This window comes from Saprospiraceae bacterium, assembly GCA_016715965.1.
In the GTDB taxonomy this organism is placed as follows: domain Bacteria; phylum Bacteroidota; class Bacteroidia; order Chitinophagales; family Saprospiraceae; genus Vicinibacter.
In genome coordinates, this window is the sequence record JADJXG010000001.1 from 3,208,564 (window position 1) to 3,221,335 (window position 12,772).

The 12,772-nt window shown below is 37.7% G+C and carries 7 protein-coding genes and 1 pseudogene; 3 read left to right on the forward strand and 5 right to left on the reverse strand.

What is annotated here, in order from left to right; genetic code table 11:
* Positions 1-4 precede the first annotated feature (4 nt).
* The 3 genes from IPM48_12385 to hscA form a co-directional block, all read right to left on the reverse strand.
* Positions 5-2,272 (reverse strand): hypothetical protein, encoded by a 2,268-nt coding sequence (locus IPM48_12385; protein ID MBK9272383.1) that lies wholly within the window; start codon positions 2,270-2,272, stop codon positions 5-7.
* A 175-nt stretch (positions 2,273-2,447) separates the two neighbouring features.
* Complete coding sequence (locus IPM48_12390; GenBank protein ID MBK9272384.1) at positions 2,448-2,801, reverse strand: translation initiation factor; 354 nt, start codon at positions 2,799-2,801, stop codon at positions 2,448-2,450.
* Position 2,802: 1 nt separating this feature from the next.
* Complete coding sequence (gene hscA / locus IPM48_12395; GenBank protein MBK9272385.1) at positions 2,803-4,650, reverse strand: Fe-S protein assembly chaperone HscA; 1,848 nt, start codon at positions 4,648-4,650, stop codon at positions 2,803-2,805.
* A 45-nt stretch (positions 4,651-4,695) separates the two neighbouring features.
* Here hscA and IPM48_12400 point away from each other — a divergent pair, with 45 nt between their 5' ends.
* Together IPM48_12400 and IPM48_12405 are read left to right on the forward strand one after the other, a co-directional pair.
* Entirely contained in the window at positions 4,696-5,487 is a 792-nt protein-coding gene (locus tag IPM48_12400) for a queuosine precursor transporter (GenBank protein ID MBK9272386.1), read from the forward strand.
* A gap of 18 nt (positions 5,488-5,505) precedes the next feature.
* The gene (locus IPM48_12405) at positions 5,506-6,429 is read left to right on the forward strand and encodes an amidinotransferase (GenBank protein MBK9272387.1); all 924 of its coding nucleotides are present in this window, start codon (positions 5,506-5,508) and stop codon (positions 6,427-6,429) included.
* 18 nt (positions 6,430-6,447) lie between these two features.
* Here the strand turns inward: IPM48_12405 and IPM48_12410 are convergent, their stop codons facing one another.
* Entirely contained in the window at positions 6,448-6,930 is a 483-nt protein-coding gene (locus tag IPM48_12410; protein MBK9272388.1) for a hypothetical protein, read from the reverse strand.
* 80 nt (positions 6,931-7,010) lie between these two features.
* Here IPM48_12410 and IPM48_12415 point away from each other — a divergent pair, with 80 nt between their 5' ends.
* Positions 7,011-9,452, forward strand: coding sequence for a M1 family metallopeptidase (locus IPM48_12415; GenBank protein MBK9272389.1), 2,442 nt, complete (start codon positions 7,011-7,013; stop codon positions 9,450-9,452).
* A gap of 5 nt (positions 9,453-9,457) precedes the next feature.
* Here IPM48_12415 and IPM48_12420 read toward each other — a convergent pair.
* Positions 9,458-12,759 (reverse strand): annotated as a pseudogene (locus tag IPM48_12420) (PD40 domain-containing protein).
* Positions 12,760-12,772 lie beyond the last annotated feature (13 nt).

Here is a 12,772-nt window from a genome sequence, read left to right on the forward strand (position 1 = left end):
AAAGCTAGTGCGTAATAACGCATTTCACCCGATGATGCTTACCTAAAAAATAATAAATACCCGGTGAAAGCTGTTCCCATTTATTCAATACATCATCTGACATGTTTGATATAATAATTCCCTGACTTGAAAACCACCATCCATCCCCTAGGGATCCCATTAGTCTTTCTAATTCAAATTTTTGAAATACCACTTTGAATTCGTTGACAGGATTGGCCAAAGTATTTAATTGACTTGGAGTTTTAAACTCTGCGCTCATTTGAAAAGCACCCTGTCCATGGGTAAAAATAGTGAGTGTGTTTCTCAAATGATCCAACTTCAAATCATATACCGGTACAATATAAATGCTTTCATCTGTAAAATTCTGCCAACTTTGCCCCATATTCTGGCTAACAAACAATCCGAAATCATTTCCAACAAATAGAACTCCGTCCTGATCAGGGTGAAATTTTAAACAGTGAATGGGTATTTCAGGTAAATTCCCTTGGAGACTAATCCATTTTTTTCCAAAATCATCACTAAAATACAAGTGATCCGTTTGATAACCAGAAAATGAAACCAGGATTTTATTGGGGTATTTGGGATGAATTTCGATATCAGAAATTATTCTATTCGGAAGAGTAGCATCTATCCGCGTAAAATGATTAAGGTTTAATCTAATTTGATACAATCTCGTTTCAGGTGGTTGAATCGAATAAGACGAAGCGTATAAAATATCCGGATTATATGGATCAAATTCACAGCCATTAAAAGTCTCATTCGGATTTCCAAAATCCAGTTCTTTCCAAATTTGCCCTTGATCATTTGTATGGTAAATTTTGCGTCCTGTAGCGGCAAGTATATTTGGCTGCAAAGGATGCATGGTGAATGGACTTATAAAGGAAGCATCTTGATCTACTTTTTTAATTTCTTTCCAACTTTTACCAGCATCGTTTGATCGATAAATATTCGAATATTGGCTTGAAATATAGAAAATATCCTTAACATCTTTGTGAAAGTAGCAGGAACCTCCATCACCTCTTCCAATTTTTGACCAAGTACCACTCGTATCCCTCCATACGGATTGATTGTCTTGTAAGCCTCCTATAATCCTACCTTCACTAAATGGATCTAAATCTCCAGCATAAAACTGCGCGGTTCGCAAGCCTCCATTACAAGCATAAAAGTCCTTTCCAAAATTATCAGACCGAAAAATTCCACCATCCGTGCAGAAATAAACCTTTTCAGGATCTAAATGATTTTTAATAATATCATGAAAATCAACATGCACCTTGGTTTCGTTTGGATATAGTCTTTCAAACTGATTACCAGCGCCTTTTTCATCCAAAAAAAGATCGACTCCGCCAGCAAGAATTTTGTTTGCGGATAAATCATGAATAGCCAATCCATTTGCATACCAACCCTGGTAACTTGCGATATCAGGCAAGTTGTGGTAAAACAAATTCTCAAAAAAATTAATCGTTCTGATAAATCTGATTGTCCTAAACTTGTCAGAAAGAATTGCACAAATATAATCCGGGCGTTTGCTTTGATGGGCAAGCATAATTTTCCCCTGATAAGATGCAGTATCTGGCAATTGGATTTTTCTCCAATTCTTCCCAGCATCTTTGCTTTGAAAAATACCATAATCATTTGCTCCCAAGCCGCCCACACCAACCGTAATCCAATGGGGCTTAAAGCTGTGCAATAGCAAGCCACTTATCATGGGTTTGTCCAATATTTGATTCCAACTTTTTCCTCCATTGATCGACTGATATAAGCCTTCCGTTGTTGCCGCATACACTGTATCGGGCGATATTGGGTTAAACACAATCTTATTGATGCCTCTGGGTATCTCATCCTTCCAATCCAGTACAATCTCCCAGGATGCTCCGGCATCCACCGATCTCAGTATTCCAATCCCATTGAATCCGCGTAAAGTTCTTATGTTGCGGTTGTCCCATTCCTCCTCTGAATGATATACTTCCCCCGTGCCAACCAAAATGGTATCTGGCTGCTGCGGGTGCAAGGCAATGGCAGAAAAACTACATACAGGATAAGTGACTTTAACCCTTCTCCAAGCCTGTTCGCCAATTCCGCCAGACGCAGAATACCACAAACCACCTGAGGCACTACCAGCCCATAAAATAGAGGTGTCAAATGGATGAATTGCTAAACTTAACATTCTTCCAGCAATATGATCTGGCCCTAAAAAATGCCATGAGTATCTATTTTCTTCTCCAGATTCTATCCGCTTTACATTTGCAAAACGATCTACAGCAATTTGATACAATGAATCAACATTCAGGAATTGGTGAGGAAATCTATCCCGAAAGCCTTCATTTTGCAGTCTATTGAATGATTCAGATGTTAAGGTGTTATTCTGTGATGGAGTACATGCAAAAATAAAAAAAATTATATAACAGAAAAGGTAAGTAAAAAAAATCCAAGTTGAAGAATTCATAAAATTAACCACCTGCCTTTTTACAGTTGCTATATCCCAATCCATTTAAGAATTCAATCGCTTTTAAAACCTGGTTACCTTGAATCAGAATTTCACCCTCCTTAACACTTCCACCAACACCACATTTTTCTTTGAGGCGTTTTGCCAATTCATTGATTACTTCATTGTTTTCTTCAAATCCAAAGATTCTGGTCACGAATTTTCCACCTCTGACAGATTCTGGAACAACTCTAATTTTTTGCATTTTTTTTGGAGTTCCGGGTTCTATTGAATCCGAATTAGAATTCAAATCATTCTTTGAATCACCTGTAGAATAAACCAAACCTAATTCTGAAAGTGAATTTAACTTCTTAGCCATATCAGACTTTTTTTCCTTTTAGAACTTGCTCCACTGAGAAATCCATGGCTTTATGCGCCAAAGGACTTGCAAATGTATTTAATTCTTCCAAAAGTTGTAATATCCCATCTTTATCCCTTAGTTCAATCCTGGTTTCCAATCGGTCTATATGATCCTGTAAGGTATGTACATCTTCATTGTTTAACCAAGTGGCATTTTGTTCGATAAATTTTTTGGTATGTGAAATGACCATTTTCGCTTCATTGCTTGCATCAATAAGGGTTTTTTGATCCATATCTGCTTTGGCAAAATCAATGGAATTTTTTAGCATTCCTGTAATTTCTTCCGGTGTAATCGCAAATTGAGATTTAATGATTACCAACTGCTCCGTTTCCGATCTCAGTTCCTTTGCTTTTACTTGTAATATACCATCCGCGTCAATTTTAAAAGTAACTTCAATTTTAGGAATGCCCAAAGGCATTGCAGGAATATTGCTCAGAATGAATTCACCCAATTTGCGATTGTGTTCTACAAGATCCCGTTCGCCCTGAAAGACAGAAATCTTTAGCTTGGTTTGACCATCTTTCGATGTGGTATAATTTTTTGCAAGTTGTGTTGGTATTTTGCTATTTCGAGGAATAATAACATCCATGATTCCTCCGAGTGTCTCAATGCCAAGGGAAAGTGGATTTACATCAAGAAGAAGCATGTCTTTCCTTCCTCCTGATAAAATATCAGCCTGAATCGCTGCTCCCAATGCAACAGCCTGATCCGGGTGGAGCTCAGTATGGACTTCCTTTTTAAAAAAGGACGAAACAGCATTTTTGACGATGTTCATTCTTGTCGCTCCTCCAACTAAAATAACTTGTTGAATATCTTCAAATTTTAATTGAGCATCTTGCAAAGCCAAGCGCACACAATCCATTGTTTTGCTTAAGAGATGATTTGTGCAAGATTCAAATTCAACACGATTTAGTTCCAGCTCATACTCATTCCATTGATATTTGGAGCTTTCAAGTTCATTTAAATCCTTCCTGACCTGCTCCGCAATCAAGCGCAATTGATTGAGAGAAGCGTGCTGTTCAGGAATGGAAAACTGATATTTTACTGCCCAAAAATCCACTATGGCTTGGTCAAAATCATCGCCTCCTAAATAGGTATCTCCCCTCGTGGATAAAACATCAAATACCCCGTCTTCAATTCTCAAGATAGAAATATCAAAAGTTCCCCCACCAAGATCATAAACAGCCACGATTGAACTATCAAATCTATTAAGTCCAATGCCATAGGCCAGACTGGCAGCTGTAGGCTCATTAATGATTCTCAAAACATCCAATCCTGCTAGTTTTCCAGCATCTCTTGTGGCCTGCCTTTGAGCGTCATTAAAATAAGCAGGCACTGTGATTACCGCTTTGTTGATTGTTTTTCCGGTACTTTTCTCAGCTTCATTTTTTAAATGCTGCAACAAAATTGCTGACAATTCAAGAGGGGAATAAGTTTTATCATAGACTTTAATTCGCACCATACCTTCCTGAGAATCTTGATCTAATTGGTACCCAAAATATTTTTTTTGTTCTTTGAGATCATGGAAAGATTTGCCGAGCAATCTTTTGACCGAATAAATGGTAATGCCAGAATCTTTGGTAAGGTAATCTTTGGCCTCGTTTCCAATCAATCTAGTGCCATCCTTCAAAAAATGAATAACTGATGGTACAAAAAGCTCTTTACCACAATGATCTCTGATGATATAACTTTTACCTTCATGAACCGCGGCAATTAAACTATTGGTCGTACCTAAATCAATTCCTACAACTAATTCCTTGGTATGGAGCAGCTCACCAGTCTTAAAATTAATTGGAATTTTTGCCATCGATGTATATAAACCAAATTTTATATACAGTGTTTAGATTTTGCCATGTTAAATCTCTCAAAAAATAAGCAGGTCTCTTTATTTATTGTTCTAGCTGGTATTTTTATTACAAATGTTATTTTGGCGGAGTTCCTTGGCGTCAAAATATTCTCCCTTGAAAAGACTCTGGGTTTTCAGCCGGTTCACATTTCTCTATTTGGATTCCAAAACTTATCGTTTAACCTTACAACGGGTGTGTTGATTTGGCCGGTGGTATTTGTATTAACTGATCTAATCAATGAATATTATGGACCAAAAGGGGTCCGGTTTTTGTCATATTTAGCTGCCGGACTAATTTTGTTTGCATTTGTGGTCGTATCAGTTGCCATCCAGCTTGTACCCGCAGATTTCTGGCCAAAGTCTCATCTTTCACTGGCAGATGATGGTCTTGCTCAACCTGTCCAAGATTTGAACCACGCCTATAAGCTTATTTTTGGGCAGGGAATGTGGATTATTGTTGGTTCATTGGTTGCATTTTTAGTAGGTCAGATATTGGATGTGTTTGTTTTTCATAAAATTAAGGAAAACACTGGTGAAGGAAAAATTTGGTTAAGAGCTACAGGATCTACTTTGATCTCGCAGTTTATAGATAGTTATGTGGTATTATGGATTGCCTTTTACTTGGGCGCAGGTTGGCCATTAAAGCAGGTATTGGCAATCGGCACGATAAATTATTTGTATAAATTTATAGTGGCCATTCTGACCACCCCTGTTATTTATATTGCCCATTATTACATCGATCGTTTTTTAGGAGAGGATCTCTCTAAATCACTAAAAGAAGAGGCCATTCAAAGTTAATATTTATATCATTTTTAGATGAACAAACAATTGACATCGCGTATCATTATGGTAAGGCCAGCTCATTTTGGCTATAACCCGGAAACAGCCAATAACAACAAATTTCAATCCAAACCTGCTGATGTCTCCTCCAATTCAATTCAGCAATTGGCAGTTGAGGAGTTTGATGCAATGGTTGCAAAATTGCAAATGAGGAATATTGAGGTAATTGTATTTCAAGAGGATGATCTAGAAATTAGGCCGGACGCTGTATTCCCAAACAATTGGCTTACTTTACATGAAGATGGTAAACTGATCAGCTACCCAATGTATTCCCCATTGCGTAGATTAGAAAGATCTGCCAAATTGGTTGAAATACTGCACCATAACTTTGTTGTCAATCAATCCATCCACTTAGAAAAATATGAAGAGAAAAATCAATTTTTAGAGGGTACAGGAAGTATGATTTTTGACAGAGGGAACAAGATTATATATGCTTGTCTTAGTGAAAGAACGAATCCTGAATTACTTCAATTGATTTCTGATATCCTAAACTATCAATTGATTACTTTTGAATCCAAAGACGCAATGGGCTATCCCATCTACCACACCAATGTGATGATGGCCATGGGTTTGGATTTTGTAATCATTTGTATGGAATCTATCTCAGTGCCCGATCAATTGAAATTAAAAACTATTTTTCAACAAACTGGTAAACAGATCATTGAAATAGACTTTCAACAAATGAATTCATTTGCGGGCAATATGTTACAATTGGTAAATTCGAAAGGAGAGCCTCAGTTGATTATGTCTGGATCTGCTCATAAAAGTCTGAATTTAAATCAAATTGAAGCACTTGAATCTAAGACCCAAATACTGGTTGTAGATATTCCTACCATCGAAAAAATTGGAGGTGGTAGTGCAAGATGCATGATAGCAGAAAATTTTCTTTCTCCCAAGTAGTCCAAATATTAGCACAGATTATTTATCAAGAATCCACTGAATTTCACTTTTCGATTTGGTCAACTGGGTACTTTTTCTTACTTTATCCATATTAAAATGGACAATATTAACCTGTGAGGGTATAATGGAATGGAGAAAATCAAGCTTAATTTTAATCATTTGTGGTGAATCACATTTTCCTTCTCTGTAAATTAATACAGCCTCTTCATCCTGTTCAAAACCCAACAGTCTTAAATTGATTTTGGTATTATTTATATAAACATTACTCGTAAGTTCTAAATATTGCCCGAGCAACTGTATATTATCAGAATATAAACTATCCTGCAGAAGATCAGTCTTTGTGCCTTGATGAAAGGAAAGGGCACGTTCCAAATCATCGGTAAACACGCGATGGGTGACTTGTAAGACCGAGTCAACAGCAATATACTTGAAGTTGGAAACACTCACAAAATGCGGGTGAGTAAATAAAAAAGAAAAGTGCAACAGGAAATAAAGAATCATGGACAAAAATAGGAAATATTAATGGATCTACGAAGAAATTCGTAGAATCATTTTACCTTTGTTTATTACAATGTTCTTCTATGAAATTTAAAAGTGGTTATACCATCGTTTTTATTCTCATGCTACATTCATATTATATTCTTTCTCAGAATATTATGAATAATCCCTCCTCTAATCATGGTAATAAATTTGAACAATTGGGCAGCATTCTTCCTGATCCAAACACCTATCGAAATGCGGCAGGAGCCCCTGGATTTCAGTATTGGCAAATGAAAGCCGACTATAAAATAAACGTATTTCTGGACGAAGAAAATTTCAGGATAAAGGGAGACGAATGGATTACTTTCCACAATTTGTCACCAGAATCTCTGGATTACTTATGGCTACAACTTGATGAAAATCAACATAGTCCGGATGCTGAAAGCAATTTCTATGATGGAAGCAAATACGCTCCGCCATTTTATGAAAGAACATTAACCGACATGGACATCCGGTCAAAATTGGAGGGACATGGCGTAAAAATTGAAGCCGTTCTGGATGGAAAAGGGCAAAAATTACCCTTTACAATCCATCAAACCATGATGAGAGTGGACTTGCGACAGCCACTGGCATCCGGTAAAACGTTCAAATTCTTTATCAAATGGACTTATGCAATTCCCAATAGGTTGACCATTGGTGGAAGAGGGGGATATGAGCTTTTTCCGGAAGACCAAAATGCGCTATTCACCATCTCGCAATGGTATCCAAGGATGTGTGTCTATTCTGATTTTCAAGGCTGGCAAAACAAACAATTTTCAGGCCGGGCAGAATTTGCATTGACATTTGGAAATTTTGATGTAAAGATGAATGTTCCTGCTGATCATATCGTTGCTTCCACCGGTGAATGCCAAAACTATGGTGAAGTTTTAAGTGCGGATCAATTTTTGAGATATAAAGCTGCCATTCATTCCGATGAACCCATAGAAATTGTACTAAAGAAGGAAGCTGAACAATCTGAAAAACAACAATCAACAGATCGTAAAATCTGGCATTATAAAGCAAATAATGTTCGGGATTTTGCTTTCGGGAGTTCTCGTAAATTCATTTGGGATGCCATGGGAATCAAAATAGGCAATAAGAAGGTAATGTGTATGAGTTATTACCCCAAAGAATCCTATGGATTGTACCGCAAATATTCCACCAAAGTAGTTGCACACACCATTCGTACCTATTCCAAATATACGATCGACTACCCCTATCCAGTAGCAATCAGCGTTGAAGCATCCAATGGAATGGAGTATCCTATGATTTGTTTTAATTTCGGGCGGACAGAAAAGGATGGTACTTATTCAGAGGGCACCAAATATGGTATGATTGGAGTCATTATACACGAGGTGGGGCACAATTTCTTCCCTATGATAATTAATAGCGATGAGCGGCAATGGACCTGGATGGATGAAGGATTAAATTCCTTTATTCAATACCTGACCCAGGAAGAATTTGATAACAACTATCCATCCCCACGTGGACCGGCGCATAAGATAGTGGATTACATGCGACTTCCCAAAGATGAACTTGAACCAATCATGACCAACAGTGATAATTTGGTCCATTTTGGCTCAAATGCATATCATAAAACGGCAACAGCCTTAACTATTCTCAGAGAGACCATAATGGGAAGGGAATTATTCGATCATGCTTTCAAAAAGTATGCGGAGCGTTGGAAATTTAAACACCCTACGCCTGCTGATTTTTTCAGAACGATGGAAGATGCTTCTTCTATTGACCTGGATTGGTTTTGGAGAGCTTGGTTTTATGACATAGACCCGGTTGACATATCGATGGATTCTGTAATCGTTTATTCTTTTGTAAACAAGGCGATCGTTAAAGATTCAACCACCCAAAATTCAAGTTTGACCAACCGTACATCCATGTCGAAAAGTATCGAACCGAAGTATGAAATTCCGAAAAACTTTAAGTCAATCACTAAAATTAGAAACAAAGAATCAGGGATGTCTTTCTTAATTGACCGGGACACCTCTCTTAGGGATTTTTACTATACTTATAAAGAAGTGGAAAAACCTTCAAATGAAATTTCTCCGGGTCCTATTAGAAATTCTAATAGCCGCACAGAAAATGAGTTATTAAATGATTCAATTTTTGCTAAATACGAATCCTACCATTTATACGAAATTCATTTTTCAAATATTGGTGGATGCGTGATGCCAATTATTTTACAGTGGAATTACAAGGATGGCACTTCTGAAATAGAACGGATACATGCGTATATTTGGAGAAAAAACGAATATTCGTTTACAAAGACATTCCTAAAAAAGAAACCAGTGCAGTCTATTGTCTTAGATCCCTTCCTCGAAACAGCAGATATTGATATGGACAATAACATTTGGAATACTCAAATAGAACCTGCTCGTTTTGAACTTTTCAAATCGGGTCAACGAACTGGAGGCAGAAGATCACAAAATCAAAACAGATCTCCTAACCCAATGCAGAAAGCACTTCAATCAAAAGAACAAAATAAATAAAAACTTTATTCAATACCAAAGCCATGGTGCTGACAGCTGCAGTGCGCATTGGAATATTGTAAGTTTAGTAAGCTTTGTGGAAAGATCGCTCCTTCCTTATTCCAATAGAACGATGGTTTTTTAGTTTGATCTGGATAAATCTCTTGCATTGAATTCGCATCCCATAATTTTCCATTGATCATCGTATATTGTACAGATTCGCTGTGTTGGATGTTTTCCAAAGGATTTTTACTCAGAATAACCAAATCGGCTAACTTGCCATTTTTAATGCTGCCAATAGAGTGTTCCATCCCTAAGTATTGGGCACCATTCATTGTAGCGCACTTAATGGCTTGCAAAGGACTCATTCCGCCTTGTACCAGCATCCATAACTCCCAATGAGCCCCCAAACCCTGAATTTGTCCATGCGAACCAAGATTTATACGAACGCCATGATCATCTAAAGCTTTGCAGCTTTTTGAACTAAGAATATGTCCATTTTCATATTCTTCTTCTGGAATCATCGTGCGATGTCTTGATCTCGCATCAATTATTTGTCGTGGAGTAAATTTTAAAAGTCTTTCATTTTTCCAAACATCAGTATGTTGATACCAGTAATATTCGCCATTGACTGATCCGTAATTCACAATCAGAGTTGGTGTATTGCCAGATCCAGCATGACTCCAAAATTGAATTACATCCTTGTAAATAGGATAAACAGGAATATTGTGTTCAATACCGGTATGCCCATCAGCTATCTGAGTCATATTGTGATAAAAAAATGAACCACCTTCCGGAACCACCAGCATACCTAAATCACTGGCAGCTTTGATAACCATCTGACGTTGGTCTCTTCTGGGCTGGTTGTACGACTTAACAGAAAATGCTCCCCAGGATTTTGTCCTATTCACAGCAAAGTATGCATCCTCTAATTGATCTATACTCGCTTTAAAATCACCATCAGCCCCATAGAGTATGTTGCCGGTTGTAAAAATCCTGGGACCAACCATTCTTCCCGTTTTGACCATTTCGGACTGAGAAAAGGTCATCTCACTATTGGATGAGGGGTCATGGGTGGTAGTTATTCCAAAAGCAAGATTTGTCCAATATTGCCAATGTTTCTTTGGACTTAAGCCAAACCTGAAAGCTCCCAAATGGGCATGTACATCAACGATTCCCGGCTTAATTGTCATACTTTTTAGATCCATTTCTCGATCTGCTTTAAAAGAAATGCTTAAATACTCGCTCATTGGCCCAACTTGAAAAATTTTGTTGTCTTGAATTATTAAGTATCCATTTTCCACAACACCTTCATTTTCCATGGTAATAATTCTTACATTCTTGAAAACAATGCTTCCCTGTGGTTTTTCAGCTTGGAGTGTCAAATTAATTTTTACAAATTGAGTATCGTATGGAGGCAATGTATCTACCTTGTTTCTTAGAAAAGAAAATCGATTTTCCAGTTTTTCACAATAGTATTCATTGCCCTGTGTCCAATACAATTTTTTACTATCAGCAGACCAATGCAAGCTAATTCCGGCTCGATCTGTAATTTGAGCAATAGGCATACCTTTGGTTTCCTTGCTTAAAAATAGTGGCTTACCTGCCGGAGGAAAAGCAGAAATATAAACCTTATACAACTCTGTAAATGCGACCCATTGATTGTCCGGACTCGGTATAAATCGATTGGCGTAAGTACTTGTAAAGTGGGTCATTTCCTGATGGCCATCAAAGTCCACAGATTTCAGAGATTTACTGAGCGAGCCAAATAAATAGCCTCCGGTTTGAAAAAAAATGCGATTTGAGCTGGCATTGAATAATGGATATTCCCCAATCGGAGAGACTAATTTAGTACCACTGCCATCGATTCGCATTAAATAAATTCCTGGATTCTTACAATGCAAAAAACCTAAGTGTTCGTTGCCTGGTTCTTTGCTATAAACAATCCATTTGCCATCAGGGGAATTGAAGGGTTTCGGTAAATTCCTCTTTCTGTTGACAGCACTGTCGTACTACCTTTCACCAAATTCATTTTGTGTATTCTGCCCATTTCGTCATCATCCCAACTGACAAATACCAACTCCTTTCCATCGGATGAAAAACTGGGTTCGTATTCAAAATGATCTCCTTTGGTTAGTCGTTCAGCTTGTCCATCAGGCAATTTCATCTTATACAAGTAACCTGCAGCATTAAAAACGATGATTTTCCCATCTGGACTGGTAATACAGTTCCGAATCGCATGAATCTTAACAGTATCTTCAAAACATATCTGCTTTGATTGCAAGGGATGCACAATCTTATGTTCCACTTCCACATCAAATGGGACTATAGAAGCAATTTTAGAAGCAACATTAATTTTTCGTATTTTTCCTTTTGCCCATATCAAAATGTCTTTATCATCTGGTGTCCAGGAAAAACCGGTGTAGATTCCAAAAATGGTCCAAGCCTCTTGTTGGTCTTTTGATAATTCAGAATAAAGGCTATATTCTTCTCCAGTTTCCAGTTGGTGAATCACCAGCTGGGTTTTCGTACGGTCTCTTCGGATATAAGCCAGATATTTTCCATCATTGGATGGAGTAGGGCGAAAAGCAGATCCTGATCCGCCGATGATATTTTCCGTTTTAGAGTTTTTGGTATCATATCTTCGAATGATAAAGATCTGATTGTTTGGGTCCTTATTGTATTGAAAAAAGCCACCAGGATACATGTCTTCACTAAAATAAATGTATCTTCCATCCGGAGAAAAGAAGGGTTCATTGACATCCTGTTGGTCATTTTTTCTTTCAGTTAATTGGACACCTGCACCTCCCGATCGGTGGTACAACCATATTTCACCCGCACCCAAAGACCTTGTGCTGGTAAAATGCTTCCTTGCGGCAAAATAATTGCCGTTGGGATGCCAACTTGGATTGTTTAACAAGCGAAATTTTTCACTGGTTAACTGCTCTGCATTTGACCCATCCACATCCATTACCCAAATATTGTCCGCTCCTCCTGCGTCACTCGTGAATAAAATTTTAGTTCCATCTGGACTAAATCTTGGCTGAACCTCATAGGCAAGTCCAGAACGAAGTGCAGTTGCTCTCCCACCAGTCATGGGCATGATAAAAATATCTCCTAGCAGATCAAATACAAGCTTCGAACCATCCAGGCTAACATCAAGGTTCATCCAAGTACCCTCATCCGTCTTTAAGGTAAAGGATTTGGTAGCAAGGGGTGGATTGTTTATATCCCATTTTTTCTCATTGGATTGCGACTGCAAATCAAATCCAAGCAAAGGAGAGAGTAAAAAAATAGGTATCAACCGTCCTAAAATAGCTTTTGTCATATTAAGTAAATTA

What these genes read in the sequence shown, in the direction of transcription:
- IPM48_12390 (MBK9272384.1), bottom strand. Translation starts at nt 2,801, where the DNA reads ATGGCTAAGAAGTTAAATTCACTTTCAGAATTAGGTTTGGTTTATTCT.
- hscA (MBK9272385.1), bottom strand. Translation starts at nt 4,650, where the DNA reads ATGGCAAAAATTCCAATTAATTTTAAGACTGGTGAGCTGCTCCATACC.
- IPM48_12400 (MBK9272386.1), top strand. Translation starts at nt 4,696, where the DNA reads ATGTTAAATCTCTCAAAAAATAAGCAGGTCTCTTTATTTATTGTTCTA.
- IPM48_12405 (MBK9272387.1), top strand. Translation starts at nt 5,506, where the DNA reads ATGAACAAACAATTGACATCGCGTATCATTATGGTAAGGCCAGCTCAT.
- IPM48_12410 (MBK9272388.1), bottom strand. Translation starts at nt 6,930, where the DNA reads ATGATTCTTTATTTCCTGTTGCACTTTTCTTTTTTATTTACTCACCCG.
- IPM48_12415 (MBK9272389.1), top strand. Translation starts at nt 7,011, where the DNA reads ATGAAATTTAAAAGTGGTTATACCATCGTTTTTATTCTCATGCTACAT.